The sequence below is a fragment of the Paenibacillus sp. FSL R10-2788 genome (assembly GCF_038003885.1).
Lineage (GTDB): Bacteria > Bacillota > Bacilli > Paenibacillales > Paenibacillaceae > Paenibacillus_AQ > Paenibacillus_AQ odorifer.
The window spans coordinates 5732608-5752695 of record NZ_JBBOQA010000001.1; the positions used below are offsets into that span (position 1 = coordinate 5732608).

Consider the following 20088-nt stretch of genomic DNA (forward strand, 5'->3'; position numbering starts at 1 on the left):
TCTTAACCGCAATATCTTTCAATAGCTTGATCAATCAATTTCATAATGTCTGCGATCGGACCAGCATCCTCAACGGCTACTGCCTCAAGCGGTGCTCTTACGCTGCCAATGTTTACGCCTCTTAATTTTAGAATCTCTTTTATTCCGGCATACATGGCACCTTTCAGCGAACAAAGGGCGATGATAATATCGTTGATATCGCTTTGAATTTGTCCAGCTTCTTCGAACTTACCAGCCTTAACAAATTCATTAGCTTGCAGGAACAGCTCAGGCATAACGGCATAGGTTCCACCGATTCCCGCATCCGCTCCCATGATTCTTCCCGCAACATATTGTTCATCCGGTCCATTAAATACCACTACATCTTTTCCACCCACTCTTTTGAATCTTTCAATATCCATAGTCGGCATGGAGGAGTTCTTCACACCAATCACCTTTTTGTTCGCAAGCAGCTTCTCAAATAAGGAAGGAGTCAGTGTATATCCAGTAGTCTGAGGGATGTTGTAGATAATGAAGCTAAGAGGGGTTGCCTCCATAATCTCGCTCCAATATTTATAGACCGCACTATCAGGTAACTTGAAATATATAGGCGGGATTGCGGATAATGCATCGTATCCTAAGGTTGCAGCATGTTTCGCTAACTCAATGCTATCTCTAGTCGAAGGGGCACCCACGTGGGCAATCAGTGTCATTTTACCTTTCAGGTTACTAGCTACGTAGCTTAGTACCGCTTTGCGTTCGTCGAGACTCTGGTAAATACATTCTCCTGAGCTGCCTCCCACATATACACCTTGAACTCCTTTTTCAAATAAGTAATCACATAAAGCATGCGTCCGGGATTCCGAAATATTTCCTTGATCGTCATAGCAGGCATAAAAGGCAGGTATAATTCCGTGGAACTTTGTGAGTGTCATTGTTAATCCCCCTTAAGTTGTGAGCGGTTTCTTTTCTACATAAACAAAATATCATTATATTTTGGTTTTGTAAATTATTTTCTCTATTTTTAGAAAAATAAAATTTATTTCCACCAATCTTATTTATGATTAGCACAATAATGGTTTTCAGTGCAACTCGCAGCTAATAATCATTTATTTTTCCATATTCATTAGAAAATAATCCTGTAAATATTCCACCCTAAATTTATTTCTTCAGGTTAGTATTTGTTGGATATACGGATGTAAAAAAATTTAAAAAAGTGGTACTAATGAGTATCCTTTCAGCTCCACTAAAAATGTCTCCTACAGGGAGACACTTCTCTCCAGATGAAGCACAAAACCTAAATAACACACAATGTTCACTGAATAATCTGTGTTTTTCAGACGGACACACCTTTTAAAAAATGGAGTTTAGGATTATAATGAAAGCGTAAACAAAGAACTACAAAATCTATTTTGTTTCTTCGCCAAAGGAGGCTGGAGGAAATGCTAGCAGGACTTAAGGAACTTAAAAATTGGGTGACAGAAAACTGGAATCCAACATTGAATACAGGTAATGAGGACTACCGGAAAATGGAGTACTCCGTGGAGCGTCATCTCCACACTCCGCAATCTCCGAAACCACTTAGCTATGAAGAAGAGGCTCGCATCAAGACCGTTAAATTTCATTAACTAACCCTTTCAGATAAAGATTGATTCATAACTAAGACATCAGACCGCCAGTTCCGGAAGCAATTCCAGTGGATGCGGTCTTTTATTATGCCTTATAGTTGTGTAACGAAAAAACCTTCCCCACCCTAAAGGGTGAAGAAGGCTAATAGGTTACTTTCGAGGACTTGGCAGTAGGTTATCAATCCAAACGCCTTGTTTAGTTCATCCTTCGATAAACCTCAGCGCGCGTTCCGATTGATAATCAGCTAGGCCTTGGGCGAATTGTTGGTCAGGAAATCCTCTATGCAGCAGCTTTAATCCACCTGAAGTTAAGGAGACATGATGGTGGAATTGATAAAATAACAGCCTATCATGATCCAGAGCATCGTTCTTTAAGTACCGGTAGAAATCCCCAAATCTCATCTGTAAAAAACTATGTTCATGCTCAATGTCATAGTACATTGCCCCTTCAATATCTATCAGAAAGGGCTCCAGTTTATCATTAACCATAACATGGTCAGGTCCCAGTTCCCCGTGAATAAACCCATATTGCTGTCTGGGTTGAATTTTTGATTCAAGCTCGTACAACTTATCGAGCAGTTTGCTTTGATTAGACCTGATCTTCTCAATATGTTGGGAGGCATAGGCTAGCTGCACTTTCGCATTTTCCATTTGTAATAAATGACATTCGCTCATGCTGCTCTCGTTAGCATTTGCTTTCCCAAAAACATGCCTCTCGTTGGTATGCATAGCAGTAAGCATTTCCCCCACACGCTGAAAAACTTTATCTTGAACACGTGAATCGGGATGATGAAAATAGGTTTCTGCCATTCTTCCATCTATATATTCAACCAGAGCATAATCGAAAGAGTAACGATCTCTTGCCTTATTCAGATCATAAAGAGCAGGGGTCTGAATTCCATGTTGTGTTAAGTACCTGTTATTTAATTCGAATAAATGACTTCCATAGGATTGTTCATTTATATCTTCATTTGCTTTTTCTTCTTTAAAATAATTCATCGAAAGATCCCACACATACAAAACGCAGGAAAATCCATTACTGCACTCAATCTTGTAGACCACCTTTTGTGCACCGCCATGCATGCGCGAAACACGAGCAACGAAATAACTGCTGCCAAAAACCCTACTAATATAATCCTGTAAGTCAGCCTTATCGAGATGACAAGTAACGTCCATTAACAACACTCCATTTATTAGGTTTTGCCGGCTTCACAATAGTAAATAAAATCCAGCCGAAAGTATAGACTTATTCTTTCCGATCAATTATGATGTTGAATAAGGTCTTGAAAAAAACAAGCATACAAAAAGCCGTTGGAATCAATTTCAACGGCTTTTTTTTATGAAATATCTAAACAAATATAGAGGAGTACTTTCACAACATGTTCAAACGACTAACTGCACTATTTTCGATTCCCTCTTATGGCTTACTCTTTTTATGTATGTTACTGCAGGGGGTGGGGATTTCACTCAGCGCACCCTTTTTATCCATTTATTTTACGGAACAGCTTGGAGTATCTGTCGGGCTGTTTGGTGTTTTTCTGGCCACCACGTTAATTGCCGGAATATGGATCAGTACACTAATCGGGAGACGCTCTGACCTTGGCTTAAATCGAAGAAACATTTACCTTGTCTCCACGCTCTGTAATGCCCTTGCTTATAGCGGATACTTGCTCATTGGGGATTTTACGATCTTATTCATTTACATGATTGTGTTCACCGCACTCGGTGCACCAGGGATGCCTCAATTGTTCGCCATAGCTAGAGAAGCAGTGAATAAGAGCGATTTTACAGATACTGCGTTTGCAAATTCTACCTTGCGTTCTGCTTTCTCTCTCGGCTTTATTACAGGTCCTTTAATCGGTACTCTGCTAATTGCTGCTGTTGGGTTTAAGGGGATTTTCTCGGGCACCATCGGAGTATTCCTGCTGGTTGCCTTACTTATTTCACTATTCCTGAAATCAAATACAGAAGTGAAAAGCAGTACTGCAGAAGTAAAAGTAAAAAGTTTCCGGTTGGGTCAGAACCGTAATGTTCTGCTTCCTTTTCTGATTATGATACTCATGTATGTAGCCCACTGGACGAGTAGCATCAATACTGCCCTCTTTATTACCAACAATCTAGGGGGAACAACAAGCGATGTCGGTTTAGTCAGCAGTATTTGTGCTGCGCTGGAAATTCCTTTTATGATCATGCTGGGACTACTTAGTGCGAAATACAGTAACCGCATCCTGATGATGTGCGGAGCCATTTTCGGAGGAGCTTATTATCTCGTTGTCATTACTTCAGGCGCGATGTGGCAAATGCTTGCAGCCCAAATTTTGCTTGCCTTTTTTGTTGCCGTTATTTCAGCGATTGGCATTAGCTACATTCAGGATCTGCTTCCAAACATGCCTGGGTATGCATCCACGCTCTACTCTAACTCATCCACGATTGGCAGACTGATTGGCAGTCTTGTTGGCGGGTTATTAGCTAGTGTTGTTGGGTACCGGTATTCATTTGTGCTCTGTTTCATACTCGTCATTATTTCTACAATCATGCTTGCGGTAAGCGGACGTTACTCTGTAGATGATCCACAAAAACTAGCGATTTAATCTAGCGGTTTAATCCGCTTTTTCGGGCTTCATTCAGCCCTTAAAATTTCTCCATATCTTCTCGCGACTTACTAACATATCCTCAAAAAAAGGTGGGGGTTAGATGTTAAAAACTATTGCAAGAATGGTCATGTTGATGTCTTTAATCTTTCTGGCAGCATGTGGAGGGGACGTTAAACCAATCGAGGAGCCGAGCATAGGAGCAAATACGCCAACCCAAAGTTCAGCGATTAGTACGCAGAAGCCGCAAAACACAGAACCTAAGCAGCCAAATGAAGCCAGCTTTAAAGCAGAATTGTCGATAAATCTGAAATCATATTCAGATCAATTGACAGAAAATGATCTTCCCGCACTTGAAGTGCTGGAAAAAAACCTAACTGCTTTGGTTGAGCATGACCACACACTTTATCAATCCGGGTTCGTAAACAAAAAACTAGCAGATGCTATGGAGCCTTATTATGACGAACATTATCAGTACAAATTCACAGACATCGAAAGCATCGATTCCATGTTACCCAACGAACATCAGGTGAATATAACGGTAATCGGACAACGCTTGGATATGGCAGCAAAGACCGTTGAAAATGTAAAAATGCTATACGCTATTCGGCCAAACGATCAAGGGGAATGGGTCATTTATATCATTGATTGATGGATTGATTGATTGATTGATTAATTAGCTTATGAAAATCGCCGTCCGATTCCCGACAGGGAATTCGAACGGCGATTTTTTTGTGAAAAAAACCAATTTCTCACCTTGCTAGCTTTGCGAGATGAGGAGAATAGAATCATGTTTGTGGTAACCTTCTAGCTACCTACCCGATCTAATATTTAAGTAACGTTACGAACATCCTAAGACTTCTAGTCAAGAAAGCAGGTAAATCTTTGCATATAGATCCTATTGTCGTCAAAGCCAAAGCTGGGGACTCTGAAGCATTCGTGCAGTTGATGCAGGAGATAGAGTTACCTTTATACAGAACTGCAAGGTCCATCGTCAACAAAGAAGAAGATTGTGCAGATGCCCTGCAGGAGACGATGCTTAAAGCCTTTAAGAACATCCATACACTCAGAGAGCCCGCTTTTTTCAAAACGTGGATCTTCCGGATTCTGATTAATGAATGCAATAAAATGCTCAAAAACAACGCAAGAGCCCTCCCTTATGGAGAGCTTCCCGAAGTCCCTTCCACTTCCAAGGATTATGAGAAAATCGAATTATGGGATGCCGTTCAACATCTTGAGGAGAACCTCCGGATTGTCATTCACCTTCATTACCTACAGGACATGCCGATCAATCAAATTTCCGACATTCTCGAAATTTCTACGGTAGCCGTGAAGACCCGGCTGCATCGCGCCCGCAAAAAGCTAAAGCATTCATCTCAATTCAATCAAGAAATGGAGTTGCGACATGGTAAACACTAAGTTAGAAGAACAATTAAAGAACTGCCAAAGCTTACTTCCCGATCAGTTATCGGATATTGCCCGCTCCAAGCTGAATGAGACTTACCAAATCATCAGGGAGACCGATAATTCTATTTCCCCCATTCAGAGAAAGATAGATGTATCAAGAACTTTTAATAAATGGTGGGTTTCCACTGCAGCCGCTGCAATCCTGGGAGTTACACTCCTTGTTTCCGGCTTTGTATCGCCCGCAATAGCTGATGCACTCAAGCAAATTCCGGTTCTGGGACAAATCTATTCATTATGGGGCGAAAAAAACTTAGATCCCGGTGTTCAACAAGCCGAGGATTTCATCACAAACGTAAACCAAAGCGTGACCCATAGCGAGGTGACCATGAATATCCCAACGTTGTTATTTGACGGAACCCGAATTCTTATGAACCTAACCACTCCTGGAAACCGTCTGGCTTCGGAGCCCAATTCGCCGCCTTCCGATGCCAATAAAGGGGCGGTGGATAAGTTTGAGGTTCTCTATAAAGGCCAACCTCTGCTCTGGAGTTACGAACACATGGATGGTGAGACTGCTTCCAGCATAATGGTTCAGGTTTTGAACACTTATTATGAGCCGAGCACAACAACACAGACTGTCCAGTTCCCTGATCAGTTTGACTTGACTGTAAATGTAACGTTAAAGGGTTACGATGTCCCGTTCGAATTCGTTCTGCCTGTTACCACATCAACGCCTGTTACCGCCCTAACTTCAGAGGAGACCAAGCATCACGATAACATTAACTTGCAGATCAGTAAGGTAGAAATCACCCCAATCACAACGCAGGTATCCATTGAGTACAAAACCAAACCGGGCCAGAGCGTAGAAGAAATGCTCGCTTCTATCCCTTCGAAATATAAGGGTGCTAACGGGGGCGTCATCGCTCTTCAATTTGACATTGTGGATGAACGTGGCGTTCAACTGAAGCCTGTCGGTGCTCACCCCGTAAGCGAATCTTATAATGTTCATTTTGAACCCTTCAAGACTATACCGAGTACCGTAACCATCAAACCGTACTTAGTCGTTTCCGAAGGTCAAGCCCCAGCTGGGACTAAAGGACTGTGGGAAGACAACAATATGGTCAAGGAATATATCCCTGAGTTGGAGACTGTACTTTCGGTCCAATAGTTCATTTGTAAAAGGGACCTTATTTTCTAGGATGAAAAGGGTATGCAAAACTACAAAAGACGAAGCCATAATAGGCTTCGTCTTTTTATTTAAATGACTTCAGGTAGATTCAATCTAATAAGATTATTTCGATGAAGCCAGCTTCGATAATTTGTCGGCAATATCTTCAGCTTGTAACAAGGAGGAGTATGAATCTGCTGCAAAATATTTTTCCATATCAATCTCAATAATTCGATTGTTTTTGACCGCATCCAACATCTTCCATGTTTTGTCAAATGATAGGTGGCTTGTCGAACACATTTGAATGGATCAAATCTGATGCCCCCGGAGAGTCTCCAACCAAGTCGATATAGCCAAGCCACCTCAGCTCTTATCTGCGGGATTTATCCCGTACATTTCACCGTCCCAGCCACTTCAACTCATTTGTACGGGATTTATACCGTACATTCCAGCATCTCAACCACCTCAACTCATTTGTACGGGATTTATACCGTACATTTCACCGTTCCATCTACCTCAGCTCTTTTCTACGGGATTTATCCCGTACATTTCACTATTCCAGCCACCTCAGCTCTTTTCTACGGGATTTATACCGTACATTCCAGCATCTCAGCCACCTCAGCTCTTTTCTACGGGATTTATACCGTACATTCCAGCATCTCAGCCACCTCAACTCATTTCTACGGGATTTATCCCGTACATTCCAGCATCTCAGCCACCTCAACTCATTTCTACGGGATTTATCCCGTACATTTCACTATTCCAGCTACCTCAGCTCTTATCTGCGGGATTTATACCGTACATTCCAGCATCTCAGCTACTCATGCAAAATAATTGTGAAGTAGGCACGCTACTCCAGTTTTCGTTGCTCTATATAATAAATTCGGCCTCTTGAATGAGAGTCCATTCCCATAGATAACCCACGCAAATTATCTATACCGAAAAGATTTAGGGCCATCCTTTTATAGGATGGCCCTCTCATTGATTAAGTTGCAATTTTGCTTACCTTAATACTCTCCTTTAATTACAAAAAACGAACCCCGAATTGTTCCAGCTAGCTTGGACTTCTGCCTGGCAAACTTAAACTTCTCTTCTAGCTCCTTTGGGATCTCCATCCCCTCAGAAAGCTTAAAACCAACAGCCCGCTTCTTTGGGTCATCAACCGTATACATAACGTTGACCGCAAGGCCATCCTCATAAAAGACATAAGCAAATTTAATATTTTCCACTTGAAAACGCGACGTTTCTAAAGGATTGGCCGCAAACTCAATATCACGTTCTTCTTTTAAAATTCGGTTCACATAATCAAGGGTCTCCTGGCTTTCGCTGGCTTGTACAACCGTAAATTCATGCTTGTATTTATTCATAAAATAACGGGCCTCATTAGCACGCAGACCAGCAAGCGCATCTACTACAGGTGAAGATTCTAACCCAACCGTAGACACATTTTTAAAATCAACGATATAGGACATTTCCATCTCTCCTTTTCTCTCATTATTCCCAAAAAAACTTATCGTTACTTAGGATACAGTTCGCGTGCTGTCTGTAACTGCAAGTTTCTGTGTTAACTGCTGTGCTCTTTTTCTATTAAAGTGACCATCTCACGCTTCCACTTTTCTCGCTCCTCTGGCGGTATCGGCTCCCCTTTGTCATACAGAAATCTAATCATATAGAACCCATCCTTCGTAAGCAGGCTGGTAACAAGTTCATGCTCTAATACATTATTGTTCATCAACTGCGTCTCAACTACAGAGCTATTATCAGTCTGATGCAATACTTGAGCGGTCAACAAAGTCTCTTGGGAGATATAATCCGCTGTATGCTTCTCTACAGAAGATGCCTCTATCTTATCAAAATAATTAATCGTGAACGTATGCGAAGGTTCGTACCGATGATATTCTCCTAACGGATAATATCCGATAAATTGACTGTTACTGTAGACATGGAATGTTGCAGGTACATAACTATCAAGCTGAAAATAAGGGATGAATCGCGCAATGCCTGAATTGATCTCTTCTCCAGGAGGAATGACCGCATCCACACCACTAAGGAAATCACCCTTCTTATCTACAAAAATCGTGCTATAAGGGCTGTACCTCGTAATCCAAATTGAACCATTCTCCTTCACAGCCTCAACGTAATAACTGATAATTTGATTTCTTTTTTCCTCACGTTCATCGGCGGGGTTGATACAGGTATGAATATGCTTCCGAGTGTATGTAAAGACTGCTTTAGTAGCATCCATTGACAGCAATTCAAATTCGAGAATTTCAGATTTTATATTATAGATTTGAAATGTCATCATTAATTGAAAGTGATTTAAAAAGGACATTCCCCTCTTATCTGGATGAAATCTTTTGCTCAAACCTTCTTCATCCTTATCCATATAAGCCTGCTCCAAGCCTTCAACCAGGGCCTGCAGTTCCTCTTTTGTGATGCCTTTATTTTTCTTAAAGAAAAACATGTCTTCTCTCCCCTCATCATCAGTCTACTTCCAATTACTTACTCCTATTTATTATACGGGCACACCTGTGTACTTTTCTAGGTATTAAAAAAACCATTCCTGACAAAGGAATGGTTTCTTTGAGTAGGTATACCTTACAGTCATCCCTACATTTTAAAATGTTCACGAACTAACCTAAATTGTTCTTCTACGCTCATATTTAGTGTTCTTTCTATGGTTTTGATGCCCAGCTTAGTGCAAGCGTTCTTTATTTCATTGGAGAACTTAATCATAGATTTATTACTGTGTTTAATTGTTTCCTCTGGATTTAACGTATAAGCGTTAATGCAGTCCAGAATCATCTTATGGTCTTCTCTAAAGTAATATAATCTCTCTATCTCCGCATCGGACGTATAAAAACATATCATTCTCTTTTCCGGGATAAACGGTATCTCTTCGACCACTTGAAATAACCATTGGCAATGTTCATCTACAGGTTTATTAAACCACTTATTCCAATCTAAACTAGGATTAGGGAATTGAAGGGCAGGATATTCAACAGGGCTAGAGAATGGTCTATATTTTAAGAGATCATCCCCTAATGTTTGAAAACCTAATTCCTCTACAAACTTCTTGGTCATAGTAGTCTTTCCAGCACAAGGTCCACCATTTAGCCAATATACATGTTTTAATTGTTCTTTCAAATAATTATTATTTATCTTCATCCAACACACCCCGTTTATATTTAAAAAGCTTACTCTGACACGTTGGTTGTGAGGGGTTGGCGGATTCTTATCTTTCTAGACAAAAAAAGCCTTCCCCACCCTAAAGGGTGAAGAAAGCTTAAATGTGTTTCCCCAAATTATGGGCAGCTATATTAGGTTTTCGTACCCGAGGGTGCCTTAGCCAACTGCTCCTCCAGCCACCTTATCGCCTCAGCCTCTCCGGAGAAAGCACCTCCGGGGCAGCCGTAGGTTCTTTTAGTGGACAACGCTGTAACTGGCTTGTAGACAGCAAGCAACTTAGCATTCTGCATTACGACCGCGATGCCTGAACAATATTGGGCGATTTCCCGCTTGTTCATCTTGCACCAGTTCATATACAGCTGTGTGACCGCACGCTCTGGACGTGTGTTTTTCTCAGCAGAATGCACCATCAGCAGGCCGAAGGCAGATCGGCGCGCGAGCAGTTCTTCCCAATAAGCGATATATTCTTCTACTGTCTCCTGATCAAACGCCTCCCCCAAACTAAGGCTTATGATCGGCCAAGTGGATTCATCCTTTGTTATAGGCATACGTTTCCCTCCTAAAATGTGCTGAGCATTGCCTAAGATGTGATGCGGAATCCGACGGACTGCTGTTGCAGCTTCCAGAGCCGGTCGTACAATCCGCCGCGCAGCAGTAAGGCATCATGTCGTCCCTGCTCTACCAGCTGACCGTCTTCCAGTACGATAATGTTGTCCGCACCGCGTATGGTTTTCAGCCGGTGAGCGATAACAATGACGGTCCTGCCCGTAATCAACGCATCAATTCCTTTCTGGATTTCGGCCTCATTCTGCGGGTCAAGCGATGCAGTAGCTTCATCCAACAGCACAATTGGAGCGTTCTTGAGAATCGCACGGGCAATGGAAATTCGCTGCTTCTCCCCTCCGGAGAGCGTGCTGCCGCCTTCGACTACCGGCGTGTCATAACCAAGCGGTAATTTCATGATGAAATCATGGCAGTGAGCCATTTGCGCTGCCTGCTGAATATCCCGCTGCGACGCCCCCGGCCACCCAAAAGCAATGTTGTTCCCGATTGTATCTTGGAACAGGTACACATCCTGAAACACCACCGATACGGATCCTAGCAGATGTTCTGGATCAATATCCTTGATGTTGCGTCCACCTAGCAGAACGCTCCCTTCTTCAGGATCATAGAAACGTGAGATCAGACGCAGCACTGTACTCTTGCCGCTGCCTGACGGACCCACAATCGCAGTCAGTGAACCTTGCGGCATTTCCAGACTTAAATTTTTGAGAACAGGCTCTCCTCCATAGCTGAAGGTTACATTGTCAAACCTAATGGTGCTGCTTTTAGGAAGAGGACTCGTAGCACCTGTCATTACCGGCTGGCGCAGCAGGTCTACTATACGTTCACCCGCTTGTTCGTTGTAGCGGAATTCGGCATAATTGGCTAGCGCCGTGGTCAATGGATCATAGATTCGTGTGCCGACAATAAGGAATACTGCCAACTGCAAAATACCGAGCTCCCCGCCTAATAATAGATGAACACCTACGTATATCATTAAGGTCAGCCCCGCACGGAGAAGAGCCATAGCGGTTAGAATAACCGGACCGAACATCCCTTCCAGCTTCACACTTTCCTTCATCAAAGTTTTAAAAGAGTTATCCAGACGGACAAATCGTTCTCCCGTCAGATTATAGGCCTTCATCACCCGTATGCCGTTCAAGTATTCTTGCAATCGGTTCGCAGCGTTCAGCTTGGCCTTCATATGATCCGCTCCGAGTCTCCGCCGAAGCTTGCCCGATATATACATGATCAGAAGAGCAACCGGCAGCGCTACGAACATGGAAATCGCCATCCGCCAGTCCAGAAACAGTAAACCAGCAAGTGCAAATATCGGCAGTACAAAAGCCCCCGCAAGCTGTGGCAGCAGATGTGAAATGCCCGTCTCAACGAGCGTGAAATCGCCCATCATCATATTGGCTAAATCACCTGGGTCCCGGCGAGTCAGGTAACCCAGCGGAAGCTTCCGCAGATGTTCTGCTAATTCCGCACGTCCCTGTGCAGCAACATTGTATGCCCCGCGGTAAGCGGTACGATAGGCGGGAATCTCACTCAGGAACATCAGCACCATGACGGCGACAAGCCCTGCGCAGATCCACCAAAGGCGTTCTGTCTGAAGTTCTGCGCCCACAGTAATATAAGGAGCAAAAATCAACCGCACCGCCTCAATTACAAGCGCGAACGGAAGCACACTAACTAGATTAGCCAGCAAGGAAAAAAGTACAGGCTTCAGCAACTGCTGCGGTTTGCCGGCAGTAATATTATGCAATACCTTCATAGCTGATCCCCTCCTTTTTCCATATGCCAATCTCCGGCGTCACTGTAGGCATGCCACATTTTGGCGTAAAGCCCGTCCGCCTCAATCAAACCTGCGTGCTCTCCACGTTCCACGATTTCTCCATCCCTCAGCACCAGAATTTGTGCAGCTTCACGTATAGAGGAGAGTCGGTGAGCAATGACAATAACCGTCTTGCCGCGCATAAGCTCCGTAAGTGCTAACTGCATATGAAACTCATTTTCCGGGTCGGCAAAAGCAGTCGCTTCGTCGAGCACGAGCACTGGTGCATTTTTGAGAATAGCCCGAGCTACCGCAATGCGCTGCTCCTCACCACCCGAGAGATAGACACCGCCTTCACCAATTAACGTATCGTATCCCTGCGGCAGCCGAGTAATGAACTCGTCGCATTGTGCCGCTCTGGCTGCAGCCTGGACTTCCTCCAGAGTCGCTCCCGGTTTGCCGACAGCAATATTCTCATACAAAGTGTCATAGAACAGGAAGGTTTCCTGAAATACAAAAGCAACTGTATTCATTAATTCATGGATTGCCATATGGCGAATATCGACTCCACCGATACGGATCGCACCCACTTGCGGGTCCCAGAACCGCGGCACCAAGCTGGCCACCGTCGATTTTCCCGAACCTGACGGCCCTACCAGCGCTGTAACCTTCCCTTGTTCCGCACGGAATGAGACTTCGCTGAGCGCCGCTGCAGTCCCTGCATCTTCACTGTAGGAGAAGGTTACATCCACAAATTCAACGTCAAAAGTATGCGGGGATAGCGGTTCTGCTATTTCTGGTACAGGCTGCTGTGCCAAGAGACGGTCCATCCGCTCCACGCCTTCGCCAATATCCCGAGTGCTTGAAGCCAGCAGAAGTAGCTTGTAGAGCGGAGATGAAACGCCGGGCGCCATAATTAGAAAGAACAGCAGCACAAGCGCAAAAGACATGGAATCCGGTCGACCGCTTAGCATGAAGATGCCCACCGGCAAAATAAAGGTAAACGGTGACGCCAGCAATGTTTTGAATAAGATATAACCTGTTTGATAACGGTCCGTATACTCCAGACAATAATCGCGGTAGCTGGTCATATCACTGTAGAACTTTCTGAAAGAATGCACCGTCTGCCCGAACACCTTAACCGCCGGCATCCCCCGTACATACTGCACCGCCGAAGTATTGATCTGCTCCAACGAATCATGATACTGCTTCACACTGGCCTTGCCTCTGCTGCTCATCATAAGCGCTGACTGCACACCTAATCCTATAATTATCGGCAGCAGGCAAGCTACCGCCAACGGCGGACTAAGCCAAAACATCGCCACGATCATCAGCACCGTAGAAGCCAGCACGCTGACTAAATCGGGAAGCTGATGCGCTACGAAATTTTCCACCTTGTCGACATTCTGCTCTAGCGTTTTCTTGACCACGCCAGTTGATGTCCCATTCAGGAAACCGAGCGGCAATCTGCCCAAATGCTCGGTCATTCGCACACGCAAATTATATTGAATTCGAAAAGCCGCAATATGCGAGCACATAATACCACAATACGAAGTCACCAGCCCTCCGATTAACCCTCCAAGTGCAATCCACCCCCAGCGGATCATATACGTACCGTCGACCTGTCCAGGCGATGAAGCATGGCGCAGCAGCTCTGCCAAAATGAAATAAACAGACAAAAACGGAATCAGCATTAATACAGCGCTGACAGATGACAATATTCCGGACAAGAGCAGCAAACCTCGCTTCTCTCCGGCGATCTCCAGCAGCCTTGGCATGCCGGTTTTGGTTTTACTCACAGCTGTTCCCCCACTCTTGGTAATTACGCACAAAAAAAAGTGCACTGAGAATGATTCTCTGTGCACTAGTGTATAGGAACGTTGTTCACGATTGCTACCGTTTAAGGGATTATAATTAACCAAAACAGGAGCATCTGTGCAGGAGGATACGGACTTACAACTTAATACCGAAGAGACGCTGCCTGCCGCTGATCAGATATTCTCCTGGACGCACACCGAACTTTTTGCGGAAGGCTGCCGAGAAATGACTCACATTACCGTATCCAACCCTGGAGGCTGCTTCACTTACAGTCATACTCCCTTGTTCCAGCAGCTGCTGCGCTCTCTGCATCCGTTGTTCGATAACGTAAGCATGCACGGTATAACCAAACATTTCCTTAAAGCCCTTTTTCAGCTTAAACTCATTGAGGCATATAATGCGAGAAAGGCCTGCAAGCGTTGGCGGGTGCAAATAATCACGCTGCAAAATCTCCTTAGCGAGCCGCAGGCTCTCCATATCCTCTCTGGACAGCTTGACCGAGCACGGAATCCGCTCTGCTTCATATAAAGATTCATTGAGATAGACAGCCATTAGCTCCAGCATTTTGCCCTCCAGATAAAGTTCACGCATGCCATGGCTATAGGAACAATCCGCAATCTGCGACAGAATGAAGCGGATGGATGGTGTGATGTTATTTTTTCCAAAAAACAAACCCGCACCAGCTCCAATGCGAAGCCGTGTATCTTCGGTCAGACCACTGGTCATCCGCTCAAATTGTGCCGGGCTCATATCTATGCTGATGAATCGGTACCCCGCCCCACTCAGGTATGTGCAGTTTTCACTTCTTACCCCGCCATGAAACAGCGCAATTTCTCCCGTATCTATAATAAAATAGTCCGATTTCAGCGAAGTCCCCCACTCAATGCCATGCCCTATGCAGAAAGCCAGCTCCGTACGCGGAGTGCTAAAATTGCCCTTTGCTTCGATATCCCGATTAAACCGGAGATTAAAATCTGTCATCTGGATATACCCATGGCTAAGCAGGCTGCGGCAACTGCCTTCCCCTATTTCGACTGGGGGTTTAATCTCAAAATGAGCCCCATTAAAACGGTAATTATAATCTACCCCTTCACATGTAAGCGTCTTATGGGCATCAATCGTTTCTGCTTCTTTCAGTCCATTGCTTCGCTCCATGCTCATCCCTGCTTCCTCTTACTTTGGGTTAATTATATATGCAATGAGAATGATTATCAATTAAACATTACGATTTCCTCTTCGTTCAAACTGAGCAGTTGGGCAAATAAGCTGGAATATAAACAAAAAACCTTCCCCACCCCGAAGGGTGAAAAAGGCTTACACGCATCACTTCAAAGACATATCTAGCATTCCTAGCTATTCTCGTTTCTTGCCAACTGCACCAAGATAGATGACAAATTCTTCATCGCCGTCTAATTCTAAAATCTCATCTATCAACTTTTGATCATAGATTCCAATTGCGCAAGCACCTGCACCGATGGATTCGCTGGCTAAATAAAGGTTCTGGCAGACATGTCCAACATCGATGAGGATTTTTTTGTGAGCAGAAATATCGTACTTCCATTCGGAGCGGTAGGGTGTGGTACTCCAGGCAAACAATACAGAAGCCTTTTTGGCAAAGTTAGGGACAAAGGGCTGATCCAAAGTAATAGCATCAATCTTTTGTTCAAGTTGATCTAATTCAAACATAAATAAGAGCTTATGTTCCACAGGCAGATATCTGTAGATCCCTTGCCCAATACCCTCTACACGCATAATCATTAAATAGGTTTCAAAGGTGTGCGTCGCCCCGCTGCAGGGTACAGTCCGCAGCGTAAGTCCGTTCTTATTCATACCGCTAATCCCTTGGGTAGCCCATAATAAATAGGATAACTCCTCCAGACTCACAGTATCCTCAGAATAGAACCGTGTACTTCTTCTTTGATCTATACAATCAAAAATATTTTCTTTACTCACAACGTCTTTGCTGACCTTGGGCAAATCAATAATTAGTGCATCTGAATCAAATGGCTTAACAATTGGCGGTTGTGCAATTCCCTTGATCTTATCTGTTTTGATATGTTTGAATTCATGAAAATTGGATTTCAGAAAATTTCTTTGTTGTTCATATCTGGTCATAACAGATCCTCCTGAACTACCTTAATAGCTCTAATTTATCATGTCATAAAAATCATACGGTGATCTAACTCACTCTTCAGTTGTTTTGGTGAGTAAACAAAAAACCTCCCTTTGCCCCGAAGGGCAAAAGAAGGCTTAAACGCGTCACTTCCGAAGACATGGCCAGCTATATTTTCAGCTCCCCAAGCTTGATCAGCTCGACAACCGCTTGTGAACGGCCTTTAACGTTTAGTTTTTGCATTACATTGGAAATGTGGTTTCGAACTGTTTTTTCGCTGATAAATAATAAGCCAGCGATATCACGAGTCGTTTTGTCCTGCACGAGAAGCTCAAAAACTTCGCGCTCACGATGAGTCAACAGAAATTTGCTGTGGTGTTCGTTCCCCTTCAATGGTGTCACCCCTCCTTGCCCTGGGTTTGTTTGGTATAACAAGGTAAAGGGATACAGTCAAAACATATTATGTATTGTTGATGTTAATGGTGCTGTCACAATTATAAAATGGGCTTAGTTCATTCAAATGCAAAAGCCTGAAATTTTCATGAATAAGAACATCTTTTTTCAGGGCAAACTACGGTTTGTTGTTCCTTATTAAAGGAGGTGTATGTATGAGCCATTCAAAAAACAATCAACCTACCAAAGCAGAAGTACAAACAACGAAATTAAACAAATTACCACTCGTAGGTAAATTCGAACCTGAATTTTCTGCAGAGGAAGCTGCAGAAGTGTTCGAAAACCAACCCTCTGCAGATCATGAATCCCATAATGAACGATAAAAAGCGGATGACGCCTTGATCTTATTCTTAAGCAGATCAAACCTTCAAAGAATGGAACTGTCACATTAACAGCTTAATTAACTATAAATGAGATGGTTCGCTTCATTTAAACATCGTAAACGACTTAGAGCAGCGATTCGCCATTAATGGGAATCGCTGCTTTATGTTGTAGGCTGTTGGCTGCCCGCTCCAATAGTGTATTCACCAGCCCCAACTGAGGCTTTCGGACCCAGATGGCGTTATTAACAAATTTATCGCCTTTTGTGCGAAGTTTCGGACTCCAGTGACGCTATTCCTTAGAAACAGGCTCATATTCGGTACTTTTCAAGCCAATAGCGACTATGCGGTCCGATAGCGACTCAAATATCAAATAATGCTGCATTTAGTGTCATCTGGGTCCTTTAGTTACTGCGTATGCCCAAAGATCAACTTGTCGGTTACTGCTGACTACGCATAAACGTTCTCTGAGGCGGTTACTGCTGCGTACGCGCAAAGGTTCGCTGGGGCCTTTACTGCTGCGTACGCGCAAAGGTTCGCTAGGGCTAGAGCTGAGTTCGTTGTTGCTGAATATGCGAAGAGAATAGTTGGGCCGATTACATAGTACTGTGTACGTTCGCTGGGTCGGTTACTATTCTGCTTTTTTCAATTTTAATCGGATACATTACCACAAACCATACTCCCAACCCTGGGAGTTTTTTGTCGTGCAATTATTACAATGAGATACATCACATTTTTATATTGACAGTAATTGTATACGGACTTATGATAAGTCCAGCATAATTGATAACGATTATCATTTAGATATAAAAAAGGGGTGTTTTTTTTAAATGAAATTTACTTATGCGGTGCCTGCAGGTCTGCTTGCAGCCTCCATACTATTTACCGGATGTGCCAATAACAACAATTCTACAAATACTGCTGCTAACAGCACTACAGCCACCACTGCACCGGAGACTGCTACGGCTACCAATGCACCGGAGACTGCCACCGCTGACTTTACGTCAGCTATAGATTCATATCGCACATACGTCATCCAGCAATGTGATGAATTCGTGAAGCAAACAGAGAGTTTCACCAACGCTGTAAAAGAGGACAAGATTGATGAGGCTAAGGCGCTCTATGCTCCTGCCCGCATGTATTATGAACGGATTGAGCCTATTGCAGAAGCACTTGGCGATTTGGACCCAAATATCGATGCCCGGGAAAATGATGTAGATGCGGCAGAATGGCGCGGTTTCCACAAGCTTGAGAAAGCACTCTGGCAGGACAATACAACTAAAGATATGACAGAAGTTGCTGACCAATTGTTGAAGGATGCACAGCTGTTACGTGCGAAAGTTGAGACCGTTGAGATCGACGCGAATCTGCTCGTAACTGGTGCTGTTGAGCTTTTAAATGAAGTCTCCTCCTCCAAAGTAACCGGAGAGGAAGAACGTTACTCGCACACAGACCTGTATGATTTCGTCGCAAACGTTGAGGGTGCGCAAAAGATATACGAGCTGTTAAAACCAGAACTAGCAAAAAAAGATGCCGAGCTTGAAAAAACCATTGGTGAACGATTCGCTGCCTTGCAAGCTGAGCTTGCCCCTTTCAAATCCGGAGATGGATATGTTTCCTATGAAGAGCTGAAAGAAGATGAAGTACGTAAACTGAGTCAGAATTTGGACGCCTTGGCTGAGCCATTGTCCAACATGGGAACTATTCTAGGAGTGTGACCCTCATGAATAAACATAACAAGTTCACTGGAGTACCAGGTAATCCTGAAAGTCCCCCTCTTAATGATCAATCGAAGAATGAGCCTATATTTGGTAAAAAATTAAGCCGCCGCGATATGCTGCGGCTTACTGGCGCCACTGGCCTTGGTCTTTTGTTAGGGGGCGGAGGTGTCGGTGGAATTATAGCTGCGCGTAATGCTGTAGCTGAGCCAACGAAAGCCGCAGAAGGTGATTCCAGTTCCATTCCTTTTTATGGGAGCCATCAGGCGGGGATTTTGACACCTGCACAAAACTTTATTTATTTTGCTGCCTTTGATTTCACCACAACCAAACTGGCCGATGTGAAAAAACTAATGCAAGCATGGACCACTGCCGCTGCCGCTCTTACTACTGGCGAGCTTATTGGTGAAGTAAATGACAATCCCAATCTTCCGCCCTCAGACACCGGGGAAGCGGACGGGCTAAACCCTGCACGGTGTACGCTGACCTTTGGTGTTGGCCCTTCCTTTTTTGATGACAGATTCGGCTTAGCTTCGAAACGCCCAGCCCTATTGGCCGATCTTCCGGCATTTGCGGGTGACAATCTTGATCCGAAATGGTGTGGCGGGGATATTTGTGTGCAAGCCTGTGCCGATGATCTGCAGGTTGCATTTCATGCGATCCGCAATCTGGCTCGTATCGCCCGGGGGACTGCTGTACTACGCTGGACACAGGAAGGTTTTCAACGTACTGGAGCAGCGGATCCCAAGGGGGCTACGCCACGCAATCTTTTGGGTTTCAAAGACGGCACGGGCAATCCCGATACAACTGATAACGCTGAAATGAACAAAGTGGTCTGGAACAGCAGCAGTGACGGTCCTTCTTGGATGAGCGGCGGCACTTATATGGCGGTACGCCGGGTGCGTCTGCGTATTGAAGTCTGGGATCGGTCTTCGCTAAGTGATCAGGAGGCTACCTTCGGGCGTTATCGTCACACCGGAGCTCCACTCGGAGCTAAGGATGAATTCGATGAGTTGGATCTTTCAGCGGCGGACGCTTTCGGGAAACCTGTCATTCCGGCGAATTCACACTCCGCATTGGCGCATGGTGACGGTACAGTCAAAATGCTGCGCCGCTCCTACTCTTTTTCCAGCGGTTTGGACGTCACCACGGGCCAGCTTGATGCAGGTTTGTTATTCATAAGCTTTCAACGTGATTTAATGAAACAATTCGTTGCCATTCAGCAGCGCCTCTCTAAGACTGATCTCCTGAACGAATATATGACTCACACCGGCAGCGCGGTATTTGCCTGCTTCCCGGGTATCCGCAGTGGCGGCTTTATCGGGGAAACACTACTAAGCTAAATTTATGGCTGTCCATTATTGAAGGGGGATTATCCCGATGT

The 20088-nt window shown here is 44.3% G+C and carries 21 protein-coding genes; 9 read left to right on the forward strand and 12 right to left on the reverse strand.

Annotated elements, in window-relative coordinates:
- Positions 1-2: 2 nt before the first annotated feature.
- Positions 3-914 carry a dihydrodipicolinate synthase family protein gene (locus NSQ50_RS25480; protein ID WP_076223466.1) on the reverse strand — a complete coding sequence of 304 codons (912 nt, stop codon included), beginning with the start codon at positions 912-914 and terminating at the stop codon, positions 3-5.
- A gap of 507 nt (positions 915-1421) precedes the next feature.
- On the opposite strand from NSQ50_RS25480, the gene NSQ50_RS25485 reads away from it, so the two are divergent.
- A complete protein-coding gene (locus NSQ50_RS25485; protein WP_036679656.1) occupies positions 1422-1607 on the forward strand; it encodes a hypothetical protein in 186 nt (61 codons plus the stop codon).
- A 201-nt stretch (positions 1608-1808) separates the two neighbouring features.
- On the opposite strand, the gene NSQ50_RS25490 is transcribed toward NSQ50_RS25485, so the two are convergent.
- Entirely contained in the window at positions 1809-2738 is a 930-nt protein-coding gene (locus NSQ50_RS25490) for an aminoglycoside phosphotransferase family protein (protein ID WP_036679761.1), read from the reverse strand.
- A 248-nt stretch (positions 2739-2986) separates the two neighbouring features.
- Between NSQ50_RS25490 and NSQ50_RS25495 the strand changes: the two genes are divergently transcribed.
- The 4 genes from NSQ50_RS25495 (at position 2987) to NSQ50_RS25510 (ending at position 6773) form a co-directional block, all read left to right on the forward strand.
- Complete coding sequence (locus NSQ50_RS25495) at positions 2987-4198, forward strand: sugar efflux transporter (RefSeq protein WP_051491080.1); 1212 nt, start codon at positions 2987-2989, stop codon at positions 4196-4198.
- Positions 4199-4301: 103 nt separating this feature from the next.
- Positions 4302-4850 carry a hypothetical protein gene (locus tag NSQ50_RS25500; RefSeq protein ID WP_036679659.1) on the forward strand — a complete coding sequence of 183 codons (549 nt, stop codon included), beginning with the start codon at positions 4302-4304 and terminating at the stop codon, positions 4848-4850.
- 233 nt (positions 4851-5083) lie between these two features.
- Complete coding sequence (locus tag NSQ50_RS25505; RefSeq protein WP_036679661.1) at positions 5084-5617, forward strand: RNA polymerase sigma factor; 534 nt, start codon at positions 5084-5086, stop codon at positions 5615-5617.
- A complete protein-coding gene (locus NSQ50_RS25510) occupies positions 5604-6773 on the forward strand; it encodes a DUF4179 domain-containing protein (RefSeq protein ID WP_076223468.1) in 1170 nt (389 codons plus the stop codon). Before NSQ50_RS25505 ends, NSQ50_RS25510 begins: the two co-directional genes overlap by 14 nt.
- Before the next feature lie 123 nt (positions 6774-6896).
- Here the strand turns inward: NSQ50_RS25510 and NSQ50_RS25515 are convergent, their stop codons facing one another.
- Positions 6897-7073 (reverse strand): hypothetical protein, encoded by a 177-nt coding sequence (locus NSQ50_RS25515; protein WP_218641681.1) that lies wholly within the window; start codon positions 7071-7073, stop codon positions 6897-6899.
- Between NSQ50_RS25515 and NSQ50_RS25520 the strand changes: the two genes are divergently transcribed.
- Positions 7074-7607, forward strand: coding sequence for a hypothetical protein (locus NSQ50_RS25520; RefSeq protein ID WP_076223470.1), 534 nt, complete (start codon positions 7074-7076; stop codon positions 7605-7607).
- 173 nt (positions 7608-7780) lie between these two features.
- Here the strand turns inward: NSQ50_RS25520 and NSQ50_RS25525 are convergent, their stop codons facing one another.
- The 9 genes from NSQ50_RS25525 to NSQ50_RS25565 all read right to left on the reverse strand — a co-directional run bounded on the left by NSQ50_RS25525 (position 7781) and on the right by NSQ50_RS25565 (position 16606).
- Complete coding sequence (locus tag NSQ50_RS25525) at positions 7781-8245, reverse strand: phage tail protein (RefSeq protein WP_076223472.1); 465 nt, start codon at positions 8243-8245, stop codon at positions 7781-7783.
- Between the two features lie 92 nt (positions 8246-8337).
- Positions 8338-9237, reverse strand: a complete 900-nt coding sequence (locus NSQ50_RS25530; protein WP_076223484.1) for a hypothetical protein — start codon at positions 9235-9237, stop codon at positions 8338-8340.
- 146 nt (positions 9238-9383) lie between these two features.
- Positions 9384-9941 carry a hypothetical protein gene (locus tag NSQ50_RS25535; protein WP_036679672.1) on the reverse strand — a complete coding sequence of 186 codons (558 nt, stop codon included), beginning with the start codon at positions 9939-9941 and terminating at the stop codon, positions 9384-9386.
- A 152-nt stretch (positions 9942-10093) separates the two neighbouring features.
- Positions 10094-10510, reverse strand: a complete 417-nt coding sequence (locus tag NSQ50_RS25540) for a hypothetical protein (protein ID WP_036679675.1) — start codon at positions 10508-10510, stop codon at positions 10094-10096.
- A 32-nt stretch (positions 10511-10542) separates the two neighbouring features.
- Positions 10543-12282, reverse strand: coding sequence for an ABC transporter ATP-binding protein (locus NSQ50_RS25545; RefSeq protein WP_036679678.1), 1740 nt, complete (start codon positions 12280-12282; stop codon positions 10543-10545).
- Positions 12279-14060: an ABC transporter ATP-binding protein gene (locus NSQ50_RS25550; RefSeq protein WP_036679764.1), complete on the reverse strand. Its 1782-nt coding sequence runs from the start codon at positions 14058-14060 to the stop codon at positions 12279-12281. Before NSQ50_RS25550 ends, NSQ50_RS25545 begins: the two co-directional genes overlap by 4 nt.
- Before the next feature lie 175 nt (positions 14061-14235).
- Positions 14236-15261: a helix-turn-helix transcriptional regulator gene (locus tag NSQ50_RS25555; RefSeq protein WP_051491081.1), complete on the reverse strand. Its 1026-nt coding sequence runs from the start codon at positions 15259-15261 to the stop codon at positions 14236-14238.
- Between the two features lie 192 nt (positions 15262-15453).
- Entirely contained in the window at positions 15454-16215 is a 762-nt protein-coding gene (locus tag NSQ50_RS25560) for a SagB/ThcOx family dehydrogenase (protein ID WP_036679680.1), read from the reverse strand.
- A gap of 166 nt (positions 16216-16381) precedes the next feature.
- Complete coding sequence (locus NSQ50_RS25565) at positions 16382-16606, reverse strand: helix-turn-helix domain-containing protein (RefSeq protein WP_019908812.1); 225 nt, start codon at positions 16604-16606, stop codon at positions 16382-16384.
- Between the two features lie 215 nt (positions 16607-16821).
- Here NSQ50_RS25565 and NSQ50_RS25570 point away from each other — a divergent pair, with 215 nt between their 5' ends.
- The 3 genes from NSQ50_RS25570 (at position 16822) to efeB (ending at position 20047) form a co-directional block, all read left to right on the forward strand.
- Positions 16822-16989 carry a hypothetical protein gene (locus NSQ50_RS25570; RefSeq protein ID WP_169744806.1) on the forward strand — a complete coding sequence of 56 codons (168 nt, stop codon included), beginning with the start codon at positions 16822-16824 and terminating at the stop codon, positions 16987-16989.
- Positions 16990-17816: 827 nt separating this feature from the next.
- Positions 17817-18704 carry an iron uptake system protein EfeO gene (gene efeO, locus NSQ50_RS25575; RefSeq protein ID WP_076179391.1) on the forward strand — a complete coding sequence of 296 codons (888 nt, stop codon included), beginning with the start codon at positions 17817-17819 and terminating at the stop codon, positions 18702-18704.
- 5 nt (positions 18705-18709) lie between these two features.
- Complete coding sequence (efeB, locus tag NSQ50_RS25580) at positions 18710-20047, forward strand: iron uptake transporter deferrochelatase/peroxidase subunit (RefSeq protein ID WP_076223485.1); 1338 nt, start codon at positions 18710-18712, stop codon at positions 20045-20047.
- Positions 20048-20088: the final 41 nt, after the last annotated feature.